General features: G+C 61.2%; 23 protein-coding genes. 12 read left to right on the forward strand and 11 right to left on the reverse strand.

Annotated elements, in window-relative coordinates; translation table 11 throughout:
• Positions 1 to 123: 123 nt before the first annotated feature.
• From ALTERO38_RS18880 to ALTERO38_RS18890, 3 genes are all read left to right on the forward strand, one after another.
• Positions 124 to 528, forward strand: a complete 405-nt coding sequence (locus tag ALTERO38_RS18880) for a YkgJ family cysteine cluster protein (RefSeq protein WP_159969317.1) — start codon at positions 124 to 126, stop codon at positions 526 to 528.
• Positions 529 to 659: 131 nt separating this feature from the next.
• A complete protein-coding gene (locus tag ALTERO38_RS18885) occupies positions 660 to 1,112 on the forward strand; it encodes a thioesterase domain-containing protein (RefSeq protein WP_148925883.1) in 453 nt (150 codons plus the stop codon).
• A gap of 251 nt (positions 1,113 to 1,363) precedes the next feature.
• Complete coding sequence (locus ALTERO38_RS18890) at positions 1,364 to 2,152, forward strand: ABC transporter substrate-binding protein (RefSeq protein ID WP_148925882.1); 789 nt, start codon at positions 1,364 to 1,366, stop codon at positions 2,150 to 2,152.
• A 21-nt stretch (positions 2,153 to 2,173) separates the two neighbouring features.
• Here the strand turns inward: ALTERO38_RS18890 and ALTERO38_RS18895 are convergent, their stop codons facing one another.
• Both ALTERO38_RS18895 and glsB read right to left on the reverse strand, forming a co-directional pair.
• The gene (locus ALTERO38_RS18895; RefSeq protein ID WP_102837089.1) at positions 2,174 to 2,869 is read right to left on the reverse strand and encodes a carbonic anhydrase; all 696 of its coding nucleotides are present in this window, start codon (positions 2,867 to 2,869) and stop codon (positions 2,174 to 2,176) included.
• A 112-nt stretch (positions 2,870 to 2,981) separates the two neighbouring features.
• Positions 2,982 to 3,890, reverse strand: a complete 909-nt coding sequence (gene glsB / locus ALTERO38_RS18900; RefSeq protein ID WP_159969318.1) for a glutaminase B — start codon at positions 3,888 to 3,890, stop codon at positions 2,982 to 2,984.
• A 305-nt stretch (positions 3,891 to 4,195) separates the two neighbouring features.
• On the opposite strand from glsB, the gene ALTERO38_RS18905 reads away from it, so the two are divergent.
• Positions 4,196 to 4,591 carry a hypothetical protein gene (locus tag ALTERO38_RS18905; protein ID WP_159969319.1) on the forward strand — a complete coding sequence of 132 codons (396 nt, stop codon included), beginning with the start codon at positions 4,196 to 4,198 and terminating at the stop codon, positions 4,589 to 4,591.
• A gap of 81 nt (positions 4,592 to 4,672) precedes the next feature.
• On the opposite strand, the gene ALTERO38_RS18910 is transcribed toward ALTERO38_RS18905, so the two are convergent.
• From ALTERO38_RS18910 to ALTERO38_RS18925, 4 genes are all read right to left on the reverse strand, one after another.
• Positions 4,673 to 4,975 carry a P-II family nitrogen regulator gene (locus ALTERO38_RS18910; protein ID WP_159969320.1) on the reverse strand — a complete coding sequence of 101 codons (303 nt, stop codon included), beginning with the start codon at positions 4,973 to 4,975 and terminating at the stop codon, positions 4,673 to 4,675.
• Position 4,976: 1 nt separating this feature from the next.
• Entirely contained in the window at positions 4,977 to 5,918 is a 942-nt protein-coding gene (locus ALTERO38_RS18915; protein ID WP_102837096.1) for a sodium-dependent bicarbonate transport family permease, read from the reverse strand.
• 66 nt (positions 5,919 to 5,984) lie between these two features.
• Positions 5,985 to 7,802, reverse strand: a complete 1,818-nt coding sequence (oadA, locus tag ALTERO38_RS18920) for a sodium-extruding oxaloacetate decarboxylase subunit alpha (protein ID WP_159969321.1) — start codon at positions 7,800 to 7,802, stop codon at positions 5,985 to 5,987.
• 11 nt (positions 7,803 to 7,813) lie between these two features.
• Complete coding sequence (locus ALTERO38_RS18925) at positions 7,814 to 9,229, reverse strand: acetyl-CoA carboxylase biotin carboxylase subunit (RefSeq protein WP_159969322.1); 1,416 nt, start codon at positions 9,227 to 9,229, stop codon at positions 7,814 to 7,816.
• A 250-nt stretch (positions 9,230 to 9,479) separates the two neighbouring features.
• Here ALTERO38_RS18925 and ALTERO38_RS18930 point away from each other — a divergent pair, with 250 nt between their 5' ends.
• Positions 9,480 to 10,427, forward strand: coding sequence for a LysR family transcriptional regulator (locus tag ALTERO38_RS18930; protein WP_178114650.1), 948 nt, complete (start codon positions 9,480 to 9,482; stop codon positions 10,425 to 10,427).
• Here the strand turns inward: ALTERO38_RS18930 and ALTERO38_RS18935 are convergent.
• A complete protein-coding gene (locus ALTERO38_RS18935; RefSeq protein ID WP_159969324.1) occupies positions 10,369 to 10,584 on the reverse strand; it encodes a PA3496 family putative envelope integrity protein in 216 nt (71 codons plus the stop codon). The two genes, ALTERO38_RS18930 and ALTERO38_RS18935, sit on opposite strands and share 59 nt — an antisense overlap.
• Positions 10,585 to 10,698: 114 nt before the next feature.
• A complete protein-coding gene (gene hexR, locus ALTERO38_RS18940; RefSeq protein ID WP_148925876.1) occupies positions 10,699 to 11,565 on the reverse strand; it encodes a transcriptional regulator HexR in 867 nt (288 codons plus the stop codon).
• Positions 11,566 to 11,744: 179 nt separating this feature from the next.
• Between hexR and zwf the strand changes: the two genes are divergently transcribed.
• The 6 genes from zwf to ALTERO38_RS18970 all read left to right on the forward strand — a co-directional run bounded on the left by zwf (position 11,745) and on the right by ALTERO38_RS18970 (position 18,543).
• On the forward strand, positions 11,745 to 13,169 hold the full coding sequence (gene zwf / locus ALTERO38_RS18945; protein ID WP_372239432.1) for a glucose-6-phosphate dehydrogenase: 1,425 nt from the start codon (positions 11,745 to 11,747) through the stop codon (positions 13,167 to 13,169).
• Positions 13,170 to 13,826: 657 nt separating this feature from the next.
• On the forward strand, positions 13,827 to 14,360 hold the full coding sequence (gene ectA, locus ALTERO38_RS18950) for a diaminobutyrate acetyltransferase (RefSeq protein ID WP_102837102.1): 534 nt from the start codon (positions 13,827 to 13,829) through the stop codon (positions 14,358 to 14,360).
• A complete protein-coding gene (gene ectB / locus ALTERO38_RS18955) occupies positions 14,357 to 15,631 on the forward strand; it encodes a diaminobutyrate--2-oxoglutarate transaminase (protein WP_102837103.1) in 1,275 nt (424 codons plus the stop codon). Before ectA ends, ectB begins: the two co-directional genes overlap by 4 nt.
• A 10-nt stretch (positions 15,632 to 15,641) precedes the next feature.
• The gene (locus ALTERO38_RS18960; RefSeq protein WP_102837104.1) at positions 15,642 to 16,040 is read left to right on the forward strand and encodes an ectoine synthase; all 399 of its coding nucleotides are present in this window, start codon (positions 15,642 to 15,644) and stop codon (positions 16,038 to 16,040) included.
• Positions 16,041 to 16,109: 69 nt separating this feature from the next.
• Entirely contained in the window at positions 16,110 to 17,018 is a 909-nt protein-coding gene (gene thpD / locus ALTERO38_RS18965) for an ectoine hydroxylase (RefSeq protein WP_159969734.1), read from the forward strand.
• A 97-nt stretch (positions 17,019 to 17,115) separates the two neighbouring features.
• On the forward strand, positions 17,116 to 18,543 hold the full coding sequence (locus ALTERO38_RS18970; RefSeq protein WP_102837105.1) for an aspartate kinase: 1,428 nt from the start codon (positions 17,116 to 17,118) through the stop codon (positions 18,541 to 18,543).
• 42 nt (positions 18,544 to 18,585) lie between these two features.
• Here the strand turns inward: ALTERO38_RS18970 and ALTERO38_RS18975 are convergent, their stop codons facing one another.
• Together ALTERO38_RS18975 and ALTERO38_RS18980 are read right to left on the reverse strand one after the other, a co-directional pair.
• Positions 18,586 to 19,395: a cytochrome c oxidase assembly protein gene (locus ALTERO38_RS18975; RefSeq protein ID WP_159969326.1), complete on the reverse strand. Its 810-nt coding sequence runs from the start codon at positions 19,393 to 19,395 to the stop codon at positions 18,586 to 18,588.
• Positions 19,392 to 19,862: a DUF2243 domain-containing protein gene (locus ALTERO38_RS18980; protein WP_218581732.1), complete on the reverse strand. Its 471-nt coding sequence runs from the start codon at positions 19,860 to 19,862 to the stop codon at positions 19,392 to 19,394. Before ALTERO38_RS18980 ends, ALTERO38_RS18975 begins: the two co-directional genes overlap by 4 nt.
• 184 nt (positions 19,863 to 20,046) lie before the next feature.
• Between ALTERO38_RS18980 and yegQ the strand changes: the two genes are divergently transcribed.
• Positions 20,047 to 21,417 (forward strand): tRNA 5-hydroxyuridine modification protein YegQ, encoded by a 1,371-nt coding sequence (yegQ, locus tag ALTERO38_RS18985; protein ID WP_159969328.1) that lies wholly within the window; start codon positions 20,047 to 20,049, stop codon positions 21,415 to 21,417.
• Positions 21,418 to 21,571: 154 nt separating this feature from the next.
• On the opposite strand, the gene ALTERO38_RS18990 is transcribed toward yegQ, so the two are convergent.
• The gene (locus ALTERO38_RS18990) at positions 21,572 to 24,412 is read right to left on the reverse strand and encodes a GGDEF domain-containing phosphodiesterase (RefSeq protein WP_159969329.1); all 2,841 of its coding nucleotides are present in this window, start codon (positions 24,410 to 24,412) and stop codon (positions 21,572 to 21,574) included.
• Between the last annotated feature and the right edge of the window lie 225 nt (positions 24,413 to 24,637).

Raw genomic sequence — 24,637 nt, forward strand, 5'->3', positions numbered from 1 at the left:
ACAGGTTTGCAGGTTTCTGCAGCATCCGGGCGACCGTCTGTCCGGCGTTCGACTCGTTGGTTTCACTGGAAATTCCACCCCGTGTCGCTATGATCGCGCGCCGCCATTACCGATACCCTCGCCGTGAAGACACGTTTGATCGCCTCTGCCGACCCCGAACGCCTGGAAACCTGGGCGCGCTACAGCAACGGCCTTTGCCGAGATTGCCACGCCACGTGTTGCACTTTGCCGGTCGAAGTACGCATTGATGACCTGATCCGTCTCGAGGTGGTCGATGCCTTCGAGCGTGACGAGCCGCTGAAGAGTGTTGCCAAACGCCTGGGCAAGGAAGGCCTCATCGAACACTTCAATCAGAAGCACGGCATTTTCACCCTCACGCGACTGGCCAACGGCGACTGTCTCTACCTCGATCGCAAGACTCGCTTGTGCACGGTCTATGCCAAGCGCCCGGACACTTGCCGCAACCACCCGCATGTCGGTCCACGGCCCGGCTACTGTGCCTATCAGCAGAAAACCGCAGCGCGCTGATTGCAGCTTGCGGGTCATCCGGAACGGCGACTCGAGGTCGCCAAAAAGCGTTGCGGAAACTGGCAATATCGTGACTCAGCAGTCATGCTTGACGTCTGCCTGTATCCGCACACGTTAGGAATCCACCCGGCATGAGCCGCGATAGCCGCTACCTGGAAGCCATTCTGCACCACGACATCCCACTGACCCGGGCGATGGGCCTGCGCGTCGAGCATTGGGAAAACCATGAGCTGCGTGTAAAGGTGCCGCTGCAAGCGAACATCAACCACAAAAGCAGCATGTTCGGCGGCAGTCTTTACTGTGCCTCCGTACTGGCTGGCTGGGGCTGGCTGCACCTACGCCTGCGCGAGGCCGGGATCGACGACGGTCATATCGTCATCCAGGAAGGCCAGATCGACTATCCGTTGCCAGTGGTGGATGATGCCACTGCTATCTGCTCGGCGCCGGACGAGGGTGCCTGGGAGCGATTCGAGACGATTTACCGTCGCCGCGGCCGCTCACGCCTGACCCTGCACAGCCGCATTCTCGCTGCGGATGGCCGCGACGCGGTGCGCTTCACCGGCCAGTTCGTGCTGCATAAGTAATCGCCCAGCCGTTCCATCTGCACTGCCGGGGTGCGCGCAGCTTGTTGAGCGCGCGGACGCCCCGGCGTCGCTGAATCCTCGGGCGCCACCGCAAACGCTTCAATGACGCATGATTACCGCTGGCTGCGCTGCGATCTGTTGATTATGCCCGCCTCGCCTGCGCTCACCCTCCAAGCGCTGGCATGCAAGCCCGCAACAGACTACGCTCCAACCGCCAACAATAAAAAAAACAGCGTCAAGGAGCCGATGCCATGGGCCTGCCCCGTATAGCCATCCTATTGCTCAGTATTCTGCTCGCCATCAGCGGTGAGGCGCATGCCGAGTTACCGAAGAACTATCAGATCATCCTGCAGACCGACAACTTCCCACCCTTCAACATGGGGCCCAGCCACAAGAACTTCGCACGTGGTGATGAGGTTCAAGGCATCGCCACCGACACCGTTCGGGAAATCTTCAAACGTGCCGGCATCGGCTATAGCCTGACGCTGCGCTCCCCTTGGGACCGCGTCTACACACAGACATTCACGGACAGCGGTCATGGGCTGTTTTCCGTCGCCCGTACGCCGCAGAACGAAGGGCAGTTCAAGTGGGTAGGCCCCTTGGCCCGCTATGAAAGCGTACTGCTCGCGGCCGCAGACAAGCGCATCGACCTGAGCACCCTGACGCAGGCCAAGGGGTTGCAGATCGGCGCACAGAAAAGCAGCGGTGTCAGCCAGTATCTGGAGAGCCAAGGCTTGCGGCCGACCGACAGTCTCAGCGAAGAGGAAAACCTGCGCAAACTGCTCAGTGGCCGCCTCGATCTATGGGCCACGGCCGATCCAGTCTGGCGTTATCACGCCAAGGAGCAGGGAGCAGAAGGCCTCACGCAAGTGCTGAGTTTTCGCGCTGAAGACCTGTACCTTGCGCTGCACAAGGACACGCCTAACGAAGCCGTCGAGCGTTTGCAGGGCGCCCTCAATGAGGTGATCGGTGAGGGGTATGCCGGCTGCAGCAAGACCCCTGACCTCTGCTACCTGATCCGTGACCGCAAGGTGCCGTGACCGCAACGGGTCACTTCAAGCTCACACGTAGCGCGACTTGGGCGTAGCCATGGGCAACGGGCCGTCGCCGATCAGACGGAACTCGCCCTTGGACGCATCATAGGCGCGAATTTCGCTGGTGCCGATGTTGTAGACCCAACCGTGAATGAACAGCTGCCCACTGGCCAACCGCGCCGCGACCGAAGGGTGTGTGCGCAGGTGATCAAGCTGCGCAAGGACGTTTTCCTCGGTCAGCACGCCCAGCGTGTTGTGGTCGGCGCAGCCGCAATTTTCTTCGACCACGGTGCGGGCCACTTCAGCGTGACGCAGCCAGCTGCGTACGGTCGGCATGCCGTCGAGGCTCGAAGGGTTCAGCACCGCTTTCATCGCGCCGCAATCGGAATGCCCGCAGACAATGATGTGATGCACACCGAGCGCCATCACCGCGAACTCGATGGCGGTCGACACGCCGCCGTTCATGATTCCGTAGGGCGGCACGATATTGCCGACATTGCGGGTCACGAACAGGTCGCCCGGCGAGCTCTGGGTGATCAACTCGGGCAGGATGCGCGAGTCTGCACAGGTGATGAACATCGCCCGCGGCGTCTGCTCGTGGGCAAGCTTGTTGAACAGCTCACGCTGCTCCGGATAGATGTCTTCGCGGAACTGAATAACCCCTGCGATCAGGTTGTCGAGCGCCTCCTGCGCTGTTTCGGTCGTCTTCTCATCGAGACTCATAACACGATCTCTCTTATGGTTTGGTTAGGTACGACGTTGCACGTTCAAGGCCGGACACTGCACAGATGTGACAGACCGTAACGAACGCCGGAGCCTGGCCCGGCGTGATGAATTAGAAGATAGACCAGCCAATGCGCTGCGAGAGCTTCTCCAGTGCCGCCATGCCAATCAGCGAATTGCCTGCCTGGTTCAGCTCCGGCGACCAGACGCAGACCGTGAAGCGCCCCGGCACGACCGCCACGATGCCACCGCCGACGCCACTCTTGCCGGGCAACCCGACGCGGTAAGCGAAGTTGCCAGCCTCGTCATACAGGCCGCTGGTGGCCATGATCGCATTGACCTGTTTCGCTTGGCGCGGCGTCAGCACCGGCTCGCCGCCCGCCAGGCATGCGCCGTCGCGGGCCAGAAAGCCAAACGCGCGGGCCAGGTCGACGCAGCTCATGCGCAGCGCGCAATGGTGGAAGTAGCTGCGCAACACCGCCTCGACATCGTTATGGAAATTGCCGAATGCCTGCATCAGATACGCCATCGCGGCGTTACGCGCACGGTGCTGGTACTCCGAATCAGCCACTACCGAGTCGGAGATAATCAGTGGGTTGCCCGACAGATGCCGAACAAAATCACGCATGGACAAGGCGGGTACGGCGAAGCGCGACTGGTTGATGTCGCAGATCACCAGCGCCCCGGCATTGATAAAAGGGTTACGTGGCTTGCCGCGTTCGAACTCCAGCTGCACCAGCGAATTGAACGGTTGCCCTGACGGCTCGTGCCCCAGCCGCTCCCACAACGACTCACCACCATGCTGAATCGCCTGCACCAGGCTGAAGACCTTCGAAATACTCTGGATCGAAAACGGCGTTTTCGCATCCCCAGCTTGATAGAGCTCACCTTCGGCGCTGTACACCGCGATCCCCAGCTGATCAGCCGGCACGTGCGCCAGCGCCGGAATGTAGCTTGCTACCTTGCCCTGCCCAAGTAACGGGCGGACTTCAGCAAGGATTTCACTCAGCAGGTCCTGCATGACAACCCCATGTAAGTTGCACGAAACACATTAGGCTACTAGACGCCAGAGCAGCCCCGGTCATCACAGTGCGAACAGATGCGCCTGTTTCCATGAATCGTTCTCCGCCGCCTGCTCGCGACCTACCGCCTCGCACCTTGAGCAAGCGCGGAAGACCCAGCGCTGTTGAGAAGTCACCGCACACCGGCGGGTTTGTACGACATATAGCACCCTGTTTTCGCGATCGTGATGGGCTCCGGTATAGTGCCGCCCGCTTCACGGGGCACGGCCTGTGCCTCGGGCATCACGACAAGGAAAGAAAACAGATGAAACTGAAACGTTCGGCGGGCCTGCTGGCGCTCGCGATCGCAGTCAGCGGCTGCTCTACCGCGACTTACTTCAAGCTGCCCGAGAACAGCAAGGTCTCCGTCTATGAGCGGCCTCAGCAATACCCTCAAGGACTGGTCAAGACGCGTCCGTTCTTCTGGACCGCCGCTGGCGGCATTCCCTACAAACTCAGCAGCGAAAACGGAGAGCTGCTGCAGCAAGGCAAACTGCGTGCGCGCTTCCGTGTCGCCTCCATTTTCTGGCCGCCGGGCGGCATCATCTATTGGCCGATGGGCTTCGGTCAGCGCTGCTACGACCTGACCGGCGCCGCGCCGCTCAGCTGCACTCAGGGCGACCTGAAGGATCTTCGCAGTCAGCGCCGTCTCGACCGCTAGCTCCAGCGGCGCATCGCCCCGGCACACACCGGGGCGGTGCTCGATCCAGCCGTCGACCCGCGAACACGCGCATCAAATCGTCTAAAACTTTTCAGGCCGCAACACTTCAACCTCAGCCAGATAGCTGACCATGGCGAAGTTATCGTAGTAGCGAACCTGCAGGTGCTCGGCGATGCGCTCGGCGAGTTCGCGGTTGCAGATGACTTCCAGCCGTATATTGCTTTCGGTGTCCCACTCGGCACTGCGCACGCCGCGACTGCCGCGGCCGCGCGCTTCGGACAGGGTCCAGCCCGGTGCGCCGAGGTGGTCGAGATCGGCTACCAGTTTCTTTTCCAGTGCTGCTTCGCAGATCACAGTAAGCAGCGTTCGGGTCGCGGTCGTCATGTCAAAGTCCCCAGGCGATCAAGGTTTCGGCCAGCGCGAGATACAGCGGAATACCAATCAGGATGTTGAACGGAAAGGTAATCCCCAACGACGCCGTCAACGACAGCGAGGGATTGGCTTCCGGCAATGCCAGGCGCATGGCAGCCGGCACGGCGATATAGGAAGCGCTGGCAGCCAGCGTAGCGAGCATCGCAGTGCCGCCGAGCGACAGGCCCATCAGCCGAGCCAGCAATGCACCGATCACCGCGCCAATCAGCGGCATGCCAAGACCGAACACCGCCAGACGCAGGCCATAACGCTTCAATGAGCCCATCTGGCCGGAGGCGATAAGCCCCATCTCCAACAGAAAAAGCGCCAGCACCGGCTTGAACATGCTGGTGTAGAACGGTTCAAGCGGCTTGATGCCTTCCTTGCCGGCGATGGCGCCAATGATCAAACCGCCCAGCAGCAGCATGATGCTCTTGCCCAGGAAGATCTCGCGCCCCAACTCCTTCCAATGGGTATCACGGCTGATGCCCTTGGCGAGGATGATGCCGATGAGAATCGCCGGGATTTCCAGGATCGCCACGAACAGCGGCATGTAGCTCTCAAAGGCAATCTTGTTGGCCAGCAGAAAGGCGACCACCACGGCGAAGGTACCGGCACTGACCGACCCGTAGTGCGCCGCGACGCTGGCTGAGTCGACGCGAGAAAAGCCCAGCAGGCGCAGCAACGGAAACGCCAGCAGCGGCAGCATACAGCCAAGCAGCAGGACCAACGCCGACTGGCCCAGCAATGCCGCACTGGCCTGCTCGGCCAGCTCGACGCCGCCGTGCAGACCGATGGCCAGCAGTAGCAGGATGGACAGCGTTTCGTACAACGCCGGTGGCAGTTTCAACTCACTCTTCACCAACCCGGCAAACAGGCCGAACAGGAAGAACAGCACTACTGGGTCGAGCCCCATCGATACCTCCCGGATGCGTTAAACAGGCAAAAAAAGGGAGCCTTTCGGCTCCCTGGTGACAATTGCTTAGGCCTCGATCTCGATCAAAAGATCGCCGGGAGTCACCCGATCACCCTTGGCCACGTGCACCGCTTTCACCTTACCTGCAATCGGAGCCTGAATCTCGGTTTCCATCTTCATCGCTTCGCTGATCAGCACGGCCTGGCCGGCCTTGACCGTGTCGCCTTCCTTGACCAGCACATCCACGACATTGCCCGGCATGCTGGTGCTGACGTCGCCTGGGCCATTGGCCTGCTTGCGCTGACCACCGCTGCTGCCACCAACGAAGTTGTTCAACGGCTCGAAGACCACCTCTTCCGGCATGCCGTCGATGGAGAGGAAGAAATGTCGCTTGCCCTCGCCTTTGACGCCTACACCAGTGATATCGACGCGGTAGGTCTCGCCGTGGACGTCGATGACGAACTCGGTGGGCACGCCTTCGCCGCTGGCCGCAGTCGCCGTGCTGCCGTCGGGAATCGGTAGCAGTACCTCCGGCTGCAAGGTGCCGGCCTCGCGTTCCTCGAGGAACTTGCGCCCGATGTCGGGGAACATGGCGTAGGTCAGCACGTCTTCTTCGCTATGAGCCAGCGCACCGATTTCCTGGCGCAACTTGTCCAGTTCCGGCTTGATCAGGTCGGCCGGGCGCACCTCGATGACTTCCTCGCCGCCGATGGCCTGGCGCTGCAGTTTGGTGTCGATGGCGCCCGGCGCCTTGCCGTAGCGGCCCTGCAGGTAGAGTTTCACCTCGTTAGTGATGGTCTTGTAGCGCTCGCCCGCCAGTACGTTGAAGAACGCCTGGGTACCGACAATCTGCGAGGTCGGGGTTACCAGCGGCGGATAGCCCAGATCCTTGCGCACGCGCGGGATTTCGGCGAGCACTTCGTTCATGCGGTTGAGAGCACCCTGTTCCTTGAGCTGGTTGGCCAGGTTGGAAATCATCCCGCCCGGAACCTGATTGACCTGCACGCGGGTATCGACACCCGTGAATTCGCTCTCAAACTGGTGGTATTTCTTGCGCACCGCATGGAAGTACAGGCCGATCTCCTGGATCAGTTCCAAGTCGAGACCAGTGTCATAGGGCGTACCGCGCAGCGCGGCAACCATGGATTCGGTGCCCGGGTGGCTGGTGCCCCAAGCCATGGAAGAAATCGCCGTGTCGATATGATCGGCGCCGTTTTCGATGGCCTTGAGCTGACACATGCTGGCCACACCGGCGGTGTCATGGGAGTGGATGAACACCGGCAGGTCGATTTCGGCTTTCAGCGCCCGCACCAGATCGCCGGTGGCAAACGGCGTGAGAAGGCCGGCCATGTCCTTGATCGCAATGGAGTCGACGCCCATGTCGCGCATCGCCCGGCCCTGCTCGACGAACAGCTCGACGGTATGCACCGGGCTGGTGGTATAGGCGATGGTGCCCTGGGCATGCTTGCCGGTCTTCTTCACCGCCCGGATGGCGGTTTCAAGGTTACGTACATCATTCATTGCATCGAAGATGCGGAACACGTCGATGCCGTTCTCGGCCGCCTTGGCGCAAAAGGCCTCGACCACGTCATCGGCGTAGTGCCGGTAGCCAAGGAGATTCTGTCCGCGCAGCAGCATCTGCAGGCGCGTGTTGGGCAGCGCCGCTTTGAGCTGGCGCAAACGCTCCCAAGGGTCTTCCTTGAGGAAGCGCACGCAGGCGTCGAACGTCGCGCCGCCCCAGACTTCCAGCGACCAGTAACCGACGCGGTCGAGCTTGTCGCAGATCGGCAACATGTCTTCGGTGCGCATGCGGGTGGCGATCAGCGACTGGTGGGCGTCACGCAGGATGGTGTCGGTAACGGTAATTTTCTTCTGAGCAGTCATTGGTTCGTTCCTCACAGGCCTGCGTGGGCGGCGATGGCGGCGGCGATGGCCAGGGCCAGTTCGCCCGGCTTGCGTTTGATCGAGTAGTTCAGCAGTTCCGGATGGTTATCGACGAAGCTGGTATTGAACTGCCCGCTGCGGAAATCCGGATTTTCGAGAATCTTCTGGTAGTAGCTGGCGGTGGTTTTCACGCCCTGCACGCGCATGTCGTCCAGCGCGCGCGAGCCACGCGCCAGCGCCTCTTCCCAGGTCAGTGCCCAGACGATCAGCTTCAGGCACATGGAGTCGTAGTACGGCGGAATGGTGTAACCGGTATAGATTGCCGTATCGGTGCGCACACCCGGCCCGCCGGGGGCGTAGTAACGCGTGATCTTGCCGAAGCACGGCAGGAAGTTGTTTCGCGGCTCCTCGGCGTTGATCCGAAACTGCAGGGCGAAGCCGCGGTACTGAATGTCTTCCTGCTTCACCGAGAGCGGCAGGCCGGAGGCGATACGAATCTGCTCGCGGACGATGTCGATGCCGGTGATTTCCTCGGTGATGGTGTGTTCCACCTGCACCCGGGTATTCATTTCCATGAAGTACACCTCGCCATCGGCGAGCAGGAACTCCACGGTACCGGCGTTCTCGTAGCCCACCGCTTTGGCCGCGCGCACCGCCAGGTCGCCGATGTAGGCGCGCTGTTCCGGGGTGAGTTGCGGGCTCGGGGCGATCTCGATGAGCTTCTGGTTGCGGCGCTGAATCGAGCAATCGCGCTCGAACAGGTGCACGGTGTTGCCGAACGAGTCGGCAAGAATCTGCGCCTCGATGTGCTTGGGCTCGACGATGCACTTTTCGAGGAACACATCGGCGGAACCGAAGGCCTTCGTCGCCTCGGAGATCACCCGTGGATAGGCCTGGGCCAACTCGTCCCGCGAGTTGCAGCGACGAATTCCGCGGCCGCCACCACCGGAGGTCGCCTTGAGCATGACCGGATAGCCGATGCGCTCGGCCTCCACCAAGGCTTCGTCGACATCCGCAACGTTGCCTTCGGTGCCCGGCGTGACCGGCACACCGGCCTTGATCATGCTGCGCCGCGCCTCGGTCTTGTCGCCCATGCGGCGAATCACTTCGGCGCTCGGGCCGACAAAGCGGATACCACGCTCGGCGCAGATTTCCGCCAGTTCGGCGTTCTCGGACAGAAACCCATAGCCGGGATGCAGGGCATCACAGCCCGTTTCTACCGCCAGGTTCACCAGCTTGCGCGGGTTGAGGTAACCGGCAAGTGGGTCGTCGCCAATGAAATGAGCCTCGTCAGCGCGTTTGACATGCAGGGCATGGCGGTCGGGCTCGGCGAACACCGCCACCGAGCGCACGCCCATTTCGGCACAGGCCCGCACGATGCGGACGGCAATTTCACCGCGGTTAGCGATCAGCAGCTTCTTGATCACGCTGTCATTCCCTCGGTCGATGAGCAGAAGGCCGCCGGGTGGGGCCACGTCACGCCTGCACATCGTGCAGGCCTATAAACCCTACGCCTGCCGGTACGATTACTGAAAATGAATAATAGTTTGACCTTGGATAAGTAATTACTTATACGTCCAGCCAGGGCTGGGATAGGAAGGCTTGAACGGCTCTTTCATTTAAGACAGATGCAGCAGATCACAGACAAGAGCGGCGGCAGCGATGCGAAAAAGCATGATGCGGATAACCTTGCGCCAGCTGCAGGTGTTCCGGGCGGTATGTGAAAGTCGCTCTTACAGCCGAGCGGCAGAAGAGATGGCGCTGACCCAGCCAGCGGTGAGCTTGCAGATTCGCCAACTCGAGGAGCTGATCGGTCAGCCCCTGTTCGAGTATCTGGGCAAAAAACTCTATCTGACGGCAGCAGCCGAAGCGCTCCAGCGCGCCAGTACCGACATCTTTGGGCGTCTGGACAGCCTGGACATGCAGCTGTCCGACATGCAGGGCTCGCTACAGGGCCAGCTGAATCTCGCGGTCGAGTCGAGCGCCAAATACATCACGCCGCACCTGTTTGCCGCCTTCAAACGAAAGCATCCGGAGGTCAGCCTGGAGCTGGTCGTGGTCAACCACGCGCAGGCGGTCAAGCGCCTGTCGATCAGCCGTGACGACCTGCTGATCATGTCGCAGGTGCCGACCGACATGGACCTTGAATTCTTGCCGTTCCTGAACAACCCGATCGTGGCGGTTGCACCGACGGATCATCCGTTGAGCCAGGCAGACACGCTGACGCTGCAGGACCTGACCGCCTATCCGCTGCTGATCCGAGAGCCCGGCTCAGGCACCCGCAAGGCGGGTGAGGATTACCTGCGCCAAAAGCGTGCGCATTTTGCTCAGACCATTCAGGTGGCGTCGCTGGATGCCCTGCGTGAAAGCGTCGTGGCGGGGCTCGGCGTGGCGCTGATGCCACGCCATGCAGCTCACTTAGAACTGACTCATGGCCTGTTGCGAGAGCTGCCGGTCCAGGAGCTCCCGCTGTACCGCAGCTGGTGTGTGGTGCATCCGCGGGGTAAGCGGCTGAGCCCGGTGGCTCAGGCGTTCTTCTCGTTTATCCGTGAAGAGCGTGCCCAGATCAGTGCCCTGGCTGCGCGCTTTGATGGCGCACAGGCAAACCCTCAAGCAGCGGGCTGACCATCAATAGATCAGGAAACTCCACCAGTTGTGCGTGCAGCTGGCGCTGCTCGTCGTAGCTTTCAATGGCGCGGCGGAAGTGCATGCGGCGCTCGTCCTGTAGTTTGCGGCGGGCACGGGCATCGAGGTTGACGTAGGCTTCACGGTGCTGGGACATGCGCGGTCTCCGGAACGGGTGTCGGGAGAGCCCAGCATCTGAGGCCTGGGTGACGCTATGAGGTCAAACAGATGACGGAGCGATGAACACCGCTCCAGCGGTCGTCGGTCACCGTCAGTCGTCGTGGTGCTTTGTCGACTTAGGCGACAGACGAAGGCTGCGCAAGCTGCGCTTGACGCTCTTGAGGTGGTTGACCAGGCTCGGTCCTCGGGCCATGGCGACGCCCATGGCCAGCACATCAATCACCACCAGATGGGCGATCCGCGAGGTCAGCGGGGTGTAGATCTCAGTGTCTTCCTGAACGTCGATGGCCAGGTTGATGGTGGCCAGCTCAGCCAGCGGGGTCTGGCTCGGGCACAGAGTGATCAGCGTGGCGCCGGACTCGCGCACCACGTTGGCGGTAATCAACAGATCCTTGGAGCGCCCAGACTGGGAGATACAGATCGCCACGTCGGTGGGTTTCAGCGTCACCGCCGACATCGCCTGCATGTGCGGATCGGAATAAGCCGCCGCGCTGAGCAGCAGGCGGAAGAACTTGTGCTGGGCATCGGTAGCAACTGCGCCGGACGCGCCGAAGCCGTAGAACTCCACTCGTTCAGCCTTCGCCATCGCCGCAACGGCGCGCTCCAGCGCATCGGAGTCAAGCTTCTCGCGCACTTCCATCAAGGTATGCAGAGTGGTGTCGAAAATCTTCAGCGCAAAATCGGTGACCGAATCGTTCTCACTGATGGCGAACTGGCCAAAGCTGGCGCCGGCAGCGAGACTCTGGGCCAGCTTCAACTTGAGATCCTGAAAGCCCAGGCAACCGATGGCGCGGCAGAACCTCACGATGGTGGGCTCGCTGACCCCGACCGTATGGGCCAGATCGGCCATTGAGCTGTGCATCACGGCAGCCGGATCGAGGAGCACATGGTCGGCCACCTTGAGCTCCGACTTGCGTAACGAACTTCTCGATTGGGCAATGTGTTGCAGCAGGTTCACGTGGGGGACTCGCTATGATCAAAACTCGGCAAGAATGGTCGAACGCTGCGGGTGTGCTCGCATCCGTCCAGCCGGCTGGGTTGTAGTGGGCTTGTAGTTATACTACAAGCTTCGCAGTATCGCCCACCTATCGAGTCTGTCCACCTTCTAGGAGTGACGCTGTGTCCATTTCCTGCGACATGCTGGTATTTGGCGGTACCGGCGACCTGGCGCTACACAAACTCATCCCTGCGCTGTATTACCTGCATCGCGAGCATCGGCTGCATGCTGATGTCCGCATCCTGGCGATCGCCCGTCAGGACATCGACCGCAATGCCTACCTGGCGCTGGCCGAGCGTCACCTCCGAGCGCAAATTGCGCGCACGGACTTCGAGGCTGAGATATGGAAAGCGTTCAGCCAACGCCTCGACTACTTCCCCATGGACGCCACTCAACGGGGTGAATACATCCGCCTCGCGCACCACCTTGGAGAAGCCGAAGGTCGCGTACGGGTGCATTACCTGGCGACCGCGCCCAACCTGTTCGAGCCGATTGCCTCGAACCTCGAAAGCGCGGGGCTTGCCGGAGAAGACGCGCGCATCGTCCTGGAGAAGCCCATCGGCCATTCCCTCGAATCAGCCCTTGAGATCAACGAGGCCATCGGTAACGTCTTCCCGGAGTCGAGGATCTATCGGATCGATCACTACCTGGGCAAGGAAACCGTGCAGAACCTCATGGCGCTGCGCTTTGCCAATGCGCTGTTCGAGCCGATCTGGCGCAGCGGCCACATCGATCATGTGCAGATCACCGTCGCCGAGACCCTTGGCGTGGAGGAGCGCGGTAGCTACTACGACCATGCCGGCGCCATGCGCGACATGCTGCAGAATCACCTGCTGCAGCTGCTCTGCCTGGTGGCGATGGAAGCCCCGGTGCGCTTCGACGCCAAGTCGATACGCGGTGAGAAGGTGAAAATTCTCGAAGCGCTCAAGCCCATCACAGGCAATGACGTGCAAGACAAGACCGTACGGGGCCAATACGCAGGTGGGCGCATCGGCGGTCATGACGTCCAGGCCTACTATTTCGAGAAAGACGTCGATAACGACAGCGACACCGAAACCTTCGTCGCTGTGAAAGTGGAGATCGACAACTGGCGCTGGGCAGGCGTGCCTTTCTACCTTCGTACCGGCAAGCGCATGGCGAAGAAGCGCTCGGAGATCATCATCACTTTCAAACAGGTACCCCACATGCTCTTCACCAAGGGCGAGGTCAACCGCCTGGTGATTCGCCTGCAGCCCGAGGAGAGCATCAGTCTGCAGCTGATGGCCAAGGCACCGGGCAAAGGGATGCAGCTGGAGCCCGTGGAGCTCGACCTGAACCTTGCGCACGCATTCAGCAGCACGCGTCGCTGGGAGGCCTACGAGCGGCTGTTGCTGGACGTGATCGAAGGCGACTCGACCCTGTTCATGCGCCGTGATGAGGTGGAAGCGGCCTGGAACTGGGTCGACCCGATCCTTTGCGGCTGGCAGAGCCATTACCGCAAACCCAGACCTTATCCGGCCGGAACCGACGGTCCTGAGCAAGCGCACCAACTGATCGAGCATCAAGGACGCCAATGGTGGCGCTGAGCCAGCCGAACGACTCAGCGGTCACAGCACCGGCACGAGTTGCAGCACCCGAGCTAGAGCTGTTCTGCGCGAGTAGCTGCAACTAACGCATAGGCGTCTCACAACTACCGTATGAACTTCGCAGTCTCGGCATATTGTTGAGCTGAAAGAAAAAATTAACCAAATGCGATGAAGTCGCCATCTCCGCGAAGCGGATCGCCGATATCCAGCCCCGATATCGGCGATTGAACTTGCCACGACAGCCTCGATAATTCAGCCCTCGATCCAGGTGGAACTTCGGCGAGTTCCAACCTCGTTACCCCGCCCGTTATCCACATCGCACCCGGCCTCGCATCAACCCGCGCAAAGCCCCGTTTCATGGGAACTAAGCCCTGTTTACTGCAGGCCTTGAGGCGCTCTTGCGGCGCAACTGAATCAAGTAGCGCAACTACCCCAGCGGAGACGTTTGATTTGACGCTGATATTCGCCGATATATCCGCGCCCAGCCGGCGGGGAACATGGCGACCGGCGAGCAAGTTCAACTTTCGCGATAAACGGTGAACTTCGGAGATATCAGCGGCGAATCAATGCCCATGATCGGCGACTTGGGTTGAGATTAATTTTTCGATGTGTTTATTCTAGAAAAGGATTTCAATCAGCAACCCCAAAGGTCTTGTTTTGAGTATTCCTACCGTAACGCTCCGTCGCCCAACCGACGGCGACGGTTATCCCCTTCATGAGCTGGTAGCACGCTGCCAACCTCTGGACACCAATTCGGCGTACTGCAACCTTCTGCAATGCTCCGATTTCGCCGACACCTCCATTGCCGCCACAAACGCGGATGGCCAATTGGTAGGTTTCATTTCCGGTTACTGCCCCCCTGCTCGCCCAGACACCTTGTTCGTCTGGCAAGTCGCCGTCGACGCTTCGATGCGCGGCCAGGGTCTGGCGCTGCGCATGCTGATGGCATTGATCGCACGGGTCGCCAGAGAGCAGGGCGTCGCTAACCTGGAAACCACCATCTCGCCGGACAACGGGGCATCCCAGGCGCTGTTCAAAAAGGCCTTCGCCAAACTTGGCGTCGACTACAGCACCCGCACCTTGTTCTCCCGCGCCGAACATTTTGCCGGCAAGCACGAAGACGAAGTGCTCTACCGCGCCGGCCCGTTCGCCGCACCCAATTCAGAAGAAGAACTAGAGGAAAACGCATGAAAACTTTCGAACTGCACGAATCTGGCGTTCGCAGCTACTGCCGCTCCTTTCCAGTGGTCTTCAAGCAGGCCCGTGGCGCTGAACTCACTACCCGCGAAGGCAAGACGTATATCGACTTCCTCGCCGGTGCCGGCACGCTAAACTACGGCCACAACCATCCGGTACTCAAGCAGGCGCTGCTTGATTACATCGAGGCCGACGGCATCACGCACGGCCTGGACATGTACTCCGAAGCGAAGGAGACCTTTCTCTCCACCTTCGATCGCCTGATCCTCAAGCCGCGCAACATGGACTACGTCATGCAGTTCACCGGCCCGACCGGCACCAACGCGGTAGAAGCCGCGCTGAAGCTGGCGCGCAAGGTGACCGGCCGCAATAACATCATCAGCTTCACCAACGGCTTCCATGGCTGCAGCATCGGCGCGCTCGCTGCGACCGGCAACAAGCATCACCGTGGCGCCGCCGGCGTTCCGCTGACCGACGTCAGCCGTATGCCCTACGCCAACTACTTCGGCGACAAGGTCAACACCATCGCGATGATGGACAAGTTGCTGACCGACCCATCCAGCGGTGTCGACAAGCCGGCTGCGGTGATCGTTGAAGTGGTCCAGGGCGAAGGCGGTCTGAACGCCGCCTCGGCCGAGTGGGTGCGCAAGCTGGAGAAGCTGTGCCGCAAGCACGAAATGCTGCTGATCATTGACGACATCCAGGCCGGCTGTGGCCGGACTGGCACCTTCTTCAGCTTTGAAGAGATGGGCATCAAGCCGGACATGATTACCCTGTCCAAATCGCTTTCAGGCTATGGCCTGCCATTCGCCATGGTGCTGCTGCGCAAGGAACTGGACCAGTGGAAGCCGGGCGAGCACAACGGCACTTTCCGTGGTAACAACCACGCGTTCGTCACCGCTGCTGCTGCCATCGAGCACTTCTGGAAAGACGACGAGTTTGCCAACAGCGTCAAGGCGAAGGGCAAGCGCATCGCCGACGGCATGAACAAGATCGTCCGCCGCTACGGCCCTGACTCTTTGTTCGTCAAAGGTCGCGGCATGATGATCGGCATCAGCTGCCCGGACGGCGACACCGCCGCCGCCATCTGCCGTCACGCCTTCGAAAACGGCCTGGTCGTTGAAACCAGCGGCGCTCACAGCGAAGTGGTCAAGTGTCTCTGCCCGCTGATCATCAGCGAAGAGCAGATCGACAAGGCCATGAGCATTCTGGACAAGGCGTTCGCCGCCGTGATGTCCGATCAAGCCGCCACTCAGGCCTCTTAAGGAGAATCAGATGATCGTACGTACCCTGGCCGAATGCGAGCAGTCCAACCGCAAAATCAAGACCGACACTTGGGACAGCACCCGGATGCTGCTCAAGGACGACAAGATGGGCTTCTCGTTTCACATCACCACCATCTACGCCAACACCGAGACGCACATCCACTACCAGAACCATCTGGAATCGGTGTACTGCATGAGCGGCAACGGTGAGATCGAAACCATCGCAGACGGCAAGATCTACAAGATCGAGGCCGGCACGCTGTACATCCTCGATAAGCACGACGAGCACCTGCTCCGTGGCGGCAGCGAGGACATGAAGATGGCCTGCGTGTTCAACCCGCCGCTCAACGGCAAAGAAGTGCATGACGAAAGCGGTGTGTATCCGCTTGAAGCCGAAACCGTAGTCTGATGCGACTCCGCAGGGCGGCTGCACCCCGCCCTGCGACACCCGATTCAAGGAGAGTTTAAAGTGAACCCCGTGCAAGCCGACCTGTACCCTTCGCGCCAGCACGACGAACCCAGCTGGCAAGAGCGTCTGGACCCGGTCGTCTACCGCAATGACCTGGCTAACGCCCCAATTCCTCCGGACCAGATCGAACGCTTCGAGCGTGACGGTTACCTGGTCATCCCCAATCTGTTCAGCGCCGAGGAAGTCGCGGTATTCCGCGAAGAGCTCGACCGCATGCGCCAGGATCCGGCCGTTGCCGAATCCGGCAAGACCATCAAGGAACCCGATAGCGGCGCGATCCGCTCGGTGTTTGCCATCCACGCCGATAACCCGCTGTTCGCCCGTGTCGCCTGTGACGAGCGCATTGCTGCTATCGCCAGTTTCATACTCGGCGGTGACATCTATGTGCACCAGTCGCGGATGAACTTCAAACCCGGCTTTACCGGCAAGGAGTTCTACTGGCATTCGGATTTCGAAACCTGGCATGTCGAAGACGGCCTGCCGCGCATGCGCACCCTGAGTTGCTCGATCCTGCTGACCGACAACGAAGCTCACAATGGTCCGTTGATGCTGGTGCCGGGATCGCACAAGCACTACATCCGCTGCGTCGGCGCGACGCCGGAGAACCATTACGAGAAGTCGCTGCGCAAGCAGGAGTTCGGCGTACCCGACCATGACAGCTTGACCCGCTTGGCGGACCGTTACGGCATTGACACGGCCACCGGCCCGGCAGGGAGCGTGGTGTTTTTCGACTGCAACACCATGCACGGCTCCAACAGCAACATCACCCCCAGCGCGCGCAGCAATCTGTTCTATGTCTACAACCATGTAGATAATGCCGCGCAGGCCCCGTTCTGCGGCCTCTCGCCACGCCCGGCCTTTGTCGGTGAGCGCGAGAATTTCGAGCCTCTGCAGATCAAGCCACAACAGTATCTCTGACGTATCCATCAGGCCCGCATACCGGGCCTGATCTTTGTTGGCGGCCGAGAGGCGGCCCAGGGATGAAAATTCACCCCCAAGACGGGACGATGAATCGATGCATACCGTAGAAAAGATCGGCGGCACATCCATGAGCCGCTTCGAAGAACTGCTCAACAACATCTTTATTGGCCATCGCACAGGCGACGAGCTCTATCAGCGCGTCTTCGTCGTATCGGCCTACAGCGGCATGACCAATCTGCTGCTGGAACACAAGAAGACCGGAGAACCGGGCGTCTACCAGCGCTTCGCCGATGCCCGCAGTGAGGGCGCCTGGCTTGATGCACTGGAAACCGTGCGCACACGCATGCTCGACAAGAATGCCGAGCTGTTTAGCGCGTTCGAGCTGCGCGCTGCCAACCAGTTCATCAACTCGCGCATCGACGATGCCCGCGAGTGCATGAGCAGCCTGCAACGTCTCTGCGCCTATGGCCACTTCCAGCTCGACGAGCACCTGATGAAGGTGCGCGAGATGCTCGCCTCGCTCGGCGAGGCGCACTCAGCCTTCAACTCGGTGCTGGCGCTCAAGCATCGCGGCATCAACGCGAAGATGGTCGACCTCACCGGCTGGCACCGCGACGCACCGCTGCCCTTCGATGAAATGGTGCGCCACAGCTTCGAAGAGGTGGACCTGTCCCGCGAACTGGTAGTTGCCACCGGCTACACGCATTGCAGCGAAGGCCTGATGAACACCTTCGACCGCGGCTACAGCGAGATCACCTTCGCGCAGATTGCTGCTGCCACCGGCGCCCGCGAAGCGATCATCCACAAGGAATTTCACCTCTCCTCCGCCGACCCGAATCTGGTCGGCGCGGACAAGGTGGTCACTATCGGCCGCACCAACTACGACGTGGCCGACCAGCTGTCGAACCTGGGCATGGAGGCGATCCATCCGCGTGCAGCGAAGACCCTGCGACGCGCCGGCATCGAGCTGCGCATCAAGAATGCCTTCGAACCCGAGCACGCCGGCACCCTCATCAGCCAGGACTACAAGAGCGAGCGGCCTTGCGTCGAGATCATCGCCGGGCGCAAGGACGTCTTCGGCATCGAGGTGTTCGATCAGGATATGCTCGGTGATGTCGGCTACGACATCGAGATCAGCAAGCTGCTCAAGCAGCTGCGTCTCTATGTGGTGAACAAGGACTCCGACGCCAACAGCATCACCTACTACGCCTCGGGGTCGCGCAAGCTGATCAACCGCGCCGCGCGGTTGATCGAGGAAAAGTACCCGGCGGCGGAAGTGACCGTGCACAACGTCGCCATCGTCTCGGCGATCGGCTCTGACCTCAAGGTCAAAGGGATCCTTGCCAAGACCGTGGCTGCACTGGCCGGCGCTGGCATCAGCATCCAGGCGGTGCATCAGTCGATCCGCCAGGTCGAGATGCAGTGTGTGGTCAATGAGGAAGACTACGACGACGCCGTCGCAGCCTTGCACCGCGCGCTGATCGAGCCAGAAAACCACGGAGACGTGATTGCCGCGGCGTAACCACTCCGCCCCCGCAACACCGACCGCCGGATCTGGCTCGCGCTAGCTCCGGCGGTTTGCCGTCTGCCATTCGCTGGCCGATTCGGACAGCTTGCGGCGCCGATACCAGCCGGCGAAGAACACCAGCGCCAGGATCAGCTCGGCCAGGTCGCCGCCGTAGTACATCAGCTGCGCCGCCGCTTCGATCTCGGCCAGTTCAAGGCCCGCGTCTCGGGGAAATCCATAGGCATACATCAACTTGCCAAGCACCGCGTGAGCGGCGATAGCGGCGAACAGTACGAGCAACCGCAAACGCATCCCCGGCCGATGGGGCGCCGGATCCGGGCCGGCAATGGACCAGCTGAACAGATAGCCGGCAAGCACGAAGTGCAGGTGCAGCCAAATGTGCAGCGAGGGCTCACTGAAGCTCAGCTGAAACAGCGGCGTAAGGTAGAGCAGGTACAGCGCACCGATATCCAGAAACAATGCAGTGACAGGGTGGCTCAGGCAACGCACCGGCACCGTCGCCGCAAAATCGGTGATGCGTCGTGCGGTGGTTACCGGCACGCTGCGCAGCAACAGGGTGCCCGGCGCCCCTAGCATCAGGGCGATGGGGGCGAACATGCCAAGCAACAGGTGCTGGGCCATGTGCCCACGCAGATCCGAGTGCCCCCACTCGACCATCGGCGGCGAGAAGGCCACCACTAACAACCCGCACCCCAAGCTGAAACTGGCCAACCGCCAGCAATGCCAGACCTTGCGACGCCTGCGTTGTGCACGGACGCCCAGCACATAGGCAAACCACAGCCCTTGCGTCACCAGCACCAGCATGAAGGTCCCGGCGAGAGTCAACAGATGAGCGTCATGACTCACAGGCTGCTTACCCCGCGCTGCTGCAAGCTGGCGCCGGCCCTACGCCAGATAAAGAACCCAACCGCCAGCAGCAATACGCCGAAGCCGTTCCAGGCCAGGTCGTATGGCCAGAGATTGTCGACGTAGCGCACCTGGTGCAAGCGCAGCACCTTGTGATCGACAATGCCGTCGAACAGCTGGAAGCCTCCGGCTCCGAACAACAGCCCCGCCCAGGCGTGCCAGCGCGACACCGTTTGATGACGAATCAGCCGAACGAACAGGTAAAACCCGGCCGCCAGCATCAGCAGCTCAGCCGAGTGCAACAGGCCGTCGGACAGGATCGAGATCGCAGGCGTTGAGCGGTCGAAAAAATGGTGCCAGGCGAGGATCTGGTGAAAAACGATCTCATCGATCGCCGCCATCAGACCAATCCCGAGAAAGCTCGTCGCGGTCAGGCTGCCTCTGGCATCGACAGTGTTAGCGCTCAAGATGGCCTCCGGTGGTAACGGGTTGGCCTGCATCGGAACTCGGTGCGCTCGACTCAAGCCCTGTTTAAAAGTGACTGGGGCCCGCCGCAGGAGTTCGCCATCGAATTGACCTGACGGGGCGAAAAGCGCGGGCCAACTCAGTAGAATCCGCACACTTTTTGTCGGTATACAGAGCCACCGCACCATGACTCACCCTCACACCGAACTGCTGTCGCCCGCCGGCACCCTGAAATCCATGCGCTACGCCTTTGCCTACGGCGCCGACGCGGTCTATGCCGGGCAGCCGCGCTACAGCCTGCGCGTGCGCAACAACGAGTTCGATCACGCCAACCTGCGTCTGGGCATTGATGAAGCGCACGCCCAGGGCAAGCAGTTCTACGTGGTGGTCAACATCGCGCCACACAACGCCAAGCTGCGCACCTTCATCAAGGACCTGGAGCCGGTGGTGGCGATGGGCCCGGATGCGCTGATCATGTCCGATCCCGGCCTGATCATGCTGGTTCGCCAGCATTTCCCTGAGATGACCATTCACCTTTCGGTCCAGGCCAACGCGGTGAACTGGGCCAGCGTCGAGTTCTGGCGCCAGCAGGGGCTGACCCGCGCGATCCTTTCCCGCGAGCTGTCGCTGGAGGAGATCGGCGAGATCCGTGAAAAGGTGCCGGGCATGGAACTGGAGGTCTTCGTCCACGGTGCGCTGTGCATGGCCTACTCAGGACGCTGTCTGCTCTCGGGCTACATCAACAAGCGCGACCCCAATCAGGGCTCCTGCACCAACGCCTGCCGCTGGGAGTACAAGGCTCACGAGGGCAAGGAAGACGAGCTGGGCAACATCGTCCAGCAGTACCAGCCGATTCCGCTCCAGCAGCTTGATCAGGGTCGGAACCAGCCCACACTCGGCGCGGGTGCGCCCACCGATCAGGTATTTCTGCTGGAGGACAGCAGCCGTCCCGGCGAGATGATGGAAGCCTTCGAGGACGAGCACGGCACCTACATCATGAACTCCAAGGACCTACGCGCTGTGCAGCACGTCGAGCGGCTCGTGCAGATGGGCGTGCATTCATTGAAGATCGAAGGCCGGACCAAATCGCACTACTACGTGGCGCGCACCGCACAGGTCTACCGCAAGGCCATTGACGACGCGGTCGCTGGCAGACCCTTTGACAAGTCGCTGATGGACACCCTGGAGTCCCTGGCCCACCGCGGCTATACCGAGGGCTTCCTTCGTCGTCACGTGCATGACGAGTACCAGAACTACGAGCGCGGCTTCTCGCTGTCGGACCGCCAGCAGTTCGTCGGCGAACTGACCGGCGAGCGGCGCAACGGGCTGGCTGAGGTGATCGTCAAGAACCGCTTCGCCGTTGGCGACCGCCTGGAACTGATGACACCTCAGGGCAACCTGAACTTCCGCCTGGACGCGCTGGAGAACAAGCGCGGCGAACGTGCGGAAGTGGCACCCGGCGACGGACACGTGCTTTACCTGCCAGTCCCGGAAACGGTGGATCTGCGGTATGCCCTGGTGATGCGGGAGCTGGACGGCGGCACCACCCGCGGCTAGCCGCCAGCACGGCGCCGGCTCAGGACCCGCTCCGCCGCCGCCGCGTGGCGGGTTCTGCGGCGACAACCGTAGGGTGGGCTTTAGCCCACCAGCAGTTGGTGTGACGCAGAGCAAGCGGTGGGCTGAAGCCCACCCTACAGGCAGAAAAAGACCATCAAACCAAGAGTTTGACGAACTCCTCAGGCGGCACTGGCCGGCTGATCAGGTAACCCTGCATCTCGTCACAGCCGTGAGCCTTGAGGAAATCCGCCTGTGCCTGGGTTTCGACACCCTCGGCGACAACCTTCAGTTCCAGGCTGTGGACCATGGCGATGATGGCTCGAACGATGGCCGAATCCTCGCCGACCTGATCCAGTTCGGAAATGAAAGACCGGTCTATCTTCACGTAGTCCACCGGGAAGCGCTTGAGGTAACTCAGCGAGGAATAGCCGGTACCGAAGTCGTCGATGGCCAGCTTCACGCCCAGCGCGCGCAACTGGCGGCTGATGTTGATGGCATTGTCGATGTCATCGAGCAGCTGGCTTTCGGTCAGTTCCAGCTCGAGCCGGTCGGCTGGCAGCCCGGTCTCCTCCAGCACCTGGCGCACCAAGCTGACGAAATTACCCTGGCGTAACTGCTTGACCGACAGGTTCACCGAAACCCGAATCGCGGCCAGTCCGTCGAGCTGCCATTGACGCGCCTGCCGGCAGGCCTCGCGCAGCACGAACTCGCCGAGCGGGATGATCAGCCCGGTTTCCTCGGCCAATGGAATGAAAAAGCCCGGCGCAATCAGGCCTTTCTGCGGATGCCGCCAGCGCACCAACGCTTCGGCCGCATCCAGGCTGTCTTCCTTCACGCTCAACCGAGGTTGATAGAAGACTTCCAGCTGGCCTTCCTCGACGGCGCGACGCAGCTGGTTTTCCAGCTTGAGATTTTCCAGGCTCGACACCTGCAAGCGCTCGGTGAAGAACTGCAAGGTGTTGCCGCCCAGATGTTTGGCATGCTGCATGGCCATGTTTGCCTGCAACAGCAGCGAGGTCGCCTCCCGTGAGTTGTCTGGCATGAGGCTGACACCAATGGACGCACTGATGACCAGCTCCTGATCGTCGATCTGAATGGGTTTGCTGATGCGCGACAGCAGACGGCTACCGCTGTGCGCCAGGCTGGCCAGGCTACCGTACCCTTCGAGCACCACCACGAACTCATCACCGGACAAACGGGCAATGGTGTCGGCGTCTGACAGGGTGTGGGACAGACGGCGCGAGACCTCACGCAACAGCTGATCAGCCGCCTCGTGCCCCAGGCTTTCATTCAGCGTCTTGAAACGATCGAGATCGATATAGAGCACCGCCAGCCCACGGTTACTGCAGCGACTACGCTCACAGGCGCTGTGCAGACGTTCCTTGAGCAAGCTGCGATTGGCCAGCCCGGTCAGCTCGTCGAAGTGGGTCAGGTAACGCAGACGCTCCTCGACCTGGCGCCTGACGCTGAGGTCGGAAACAAATGCGACCACGTTGCAAACGTTGCCTTGCCGGTCGTGCACCACGCGCATCTGCGCCCATTGCGGGTAGACCTCGCCGTTTTTGCGGGTTTCGATCAGCTCGCCTTGCCAGCTGCCGTGCTGCGCCAGGCTTTCGCGAATCACCGCATATTGCTGGCGACTGTCCTCGGAGCTGGCCAGCAGGGCGACGCTTCTGCCGATCAATTCGGCTCGGCTGAAACCGGACAGGTCGCAGCAAGCCTGATTAACCGCGAGCAGATTGAACTCGGGGTCCATGATCGCCATGCCCTCACCCGCCGCCTCGAACACCGTCGCGGCCAACCGCAATTGCTCGGCCTGACGATGGCTCTCGCTGATGTCTCGCCGGGTTCCAATCATGCGCAAGGCACGGCCACTGGCATCGCGCTCGGTGACGCGACCACGGTCTTCGATCCATACGAAGCTACCGTCGCTCAGCATCGCCCGATATTGCACGGCATAGCTGTCGGTCTTGCCCTTCAAGTGATCGATCATGTCCTGCCGGACACGCGGGCCATCTTCCGGATGCACCTCAGGACGCTGCTGGTCGACCAGCAGCAGTCGGTCACTCAGGCCTACACCAAAAACCACGTCCATTCTCGAATGGAGGACCTCGCCATTGGCCATGTCCCAATCCCACATGCCCAGCTCGCTGGCTTCCAGCGCCAGGCTCAGGCGTGCCTCGCTTTCATGCAGCGCAGCAGTGCGCTCGATCACGCGCCGCTCCAGCCCATCGAAAGCCTCCCGTAGCCGGCACTCGGCATGACGGCGTTGCTCGATTTCCCGGCCCAGTTCGCCGTTCAGCTCGATGGCTTGCCCGCGCATGTTTTCCAGCCGCCGGATCAGCAACTGATTGTGCAGACGCTGGGCCAGGCTGGCCGTAACCACTCGGTTCATTTGCCAGGCGATCATACTCAGCGTGAGCAACACGATCGCCGCCAGCACACCCCATCCCTGCAGTTGGGGCTCACCGCTGCCCAGCAGCACAACCGCTGCGGGAAGCAGCCCTGGGATGGCAAACGCGCCGAACGCCCGGAGCGACACGCCGCAGGCCACGCACCCGGCAAAGAACACCGAGGCAAGCGAGCCGAGCAGTATTGTCTGCTGTAAAAACGGCCCGTCCAGCGCCAGCTCGATGATGGCGTAGTCCAGCGTCATCGCACTGGCGACACTGGCTAGTAGAAAGGTTCGATACCAGCGAGGATGCTGCTGCTCCTCTGCGCTGGCTTTGGCAAAGCGGCGCGTCTGCTGCAGCCGCAGCAGGGCGAGCGCAAAAGTCACACCCGACCAGATCGCCGTTTGCAGCTTCGGCCCTTCCGCCCAGAGCACGACGGGAAACACCAGGCTGGTGATGATCATCAGCAGCAGCGCGAGTCGTGAGCCCTCATAGAGCAGCCGCGTGCGCTCGGCCCGCTGGTCGCTCTCTGCAAGATTGAAAGCGGCGTGGTCCTCCATGGCCATTGACGCCGACGGATTAGCTTGTGCGGAATCGATCATCGGGCTGTTCTTGTAATGGATGTCTGGAGCATTAAGCGTGCCTTGAGGTACGCCCCGATAATGGCACGATGCTAGCGCCCGGTCATCGTCTGTCCGACCAAAGACCATATTGACGATACGCAGGTATGGATCAGCTGGATATTTACAGGCTCTGTGATCCAGGGCCGGCCCGGCGCATGGCGCTGTCTCGGCTGTAACAGACAAGCCCGCACTCTGCCGTTGACC

This window comes from Pseudomonas sp. 9Ag (genome assembly GCF_902506445.1).
In the GTDB taxonomy this organism is placed as follows: domain Bacteria; phylum Pseudomonadota; class Gammaproteobacteria; order Pseudomonadales; family Pseudomonadaceae; genus Stutzerimonas; species Stutzerimonas stutzeri_AB.

What these genes read in the sequence shown, in the direction of transcription:
- glsB (WP_159969318.1), bottom strand. Translation starts at nt 3,890, where the DNA reads ATGCAGGACCTGCTGAGTGAAATCCTTGCTGAAGTCCGCCCGTTACTT.
- ALTERO38_RS18890 (WP_148925882.1), top strand. Translation starts at nt 1,364, where the DNA reads ATGGGCCTGCCCCGTATAGCCATCCTATTGCTCAGTATTCTGCTCGCC.
- zwf (WP_372239432.1), top strand. Translation starts at nt 11,745, where the DNA reads ATGCTGGTATTTGGCGGTACCGGCGACCTGGCGCTACACAAACTCATC.
- ALTERO38_RS18930 (WP_178114650.1), top strand. Translation starts at nt 9,480, where the DNA reads ATGCGGATAACCTTGCGCCAGCTGCAGGTGTTCCGGGCGGTATGTGAA.
- ALTERO38_RS18935 (WP_159969324.1), bottom strand. Translation starts at nt 10,584, where the DNA reads ATGTCCCAGCACCGTGAAGCCTACGTCAACCTCGATGCCCGTGCCCGC.
- ALTERO38_RS18970 (WP_102837105.1), top strand. Translation starts at nt 17,116, where the DNA reads ATGCATACCGTAGAAAAGATCGGCGGCACATCCATGAGCCGCTTCGAA.
- ALTERO38_RS18990 (WP_159969329.1), bottom strand. Translation starts at nt 24,412, where the DNA reads ATGATCGATTCCGCACAAGCTAATCCGTCGGCGTCAATGGCCATGGAG.
- yegQ (WP_159969328.1), top strand. Translation starts at nt 20,047, where the DNA reads ATGACTCACCCTCACACCGAACTGCTGTCGCCCGCCGGCACCCTGAAA.
- ALTERO38_RS18960 (WP_102837104.1), top strand. Translation starts at nt 15,642, where the DNA reads ATGATCGTACGTACCCTGGCCGAATGCGAGCAGTCCAACCGCAAAATC.
- oadA (WP_159969321.1), bottom strand. Translation starts at nt 7,802, where the DNA reads ATGACTGCTCAGAAGAAAATTACCGTTACCGACACCATCCTGCGTGAC.
- ALTERO38_RS18885 (WP_148925883.1), top strand. Translation starts at nt 660, where the DNA reads ATGAGCCGCGATAGCCGCTACCTGGAAGCCATTCTGCACCACGACATC.
- ALTERO38_RS18910 (WP_159969320.1), bottom strand. Translation starts at nt 4,975, where the DNA reads ATGACGACCGCGACCCGAACGCTGCTTACTGTGATCTGCGAAGCAGCA.
- ALTERO38_RS18895 (WP_102837089.1), bottom strand. Translation starts at nt 2,869, where the DNA reads ATGAGTCTCGATGAGAAGACGACCGAAACAGCGCAGGAGGCGCTCGAC.
- ALTERO38_RS18905 (WP_159969319.1), top strand. Translation starts at nt 4,196, where the DNA reads ATGAAACTGAAACGTTCGGCGGGCCTGCTGGCGCTCGCGATCGCAGTC.
- ALTERO38_RS18915 (WP_102837096.1), bottom strand. Translation starts at nt 5,918, where the DNA reads ATGGGGCTCGACCCAGTAGTGCTGTTCTTCCTGTTCGGCCTGTTTGCC.
- ectB (WP_102837103.1), top strand. Translation starts at nt 14,357, where the DNA reads ATGAAAACTTTCGAACTGCACGAATCTGGCGTTCGCAGCTACTGCCGC.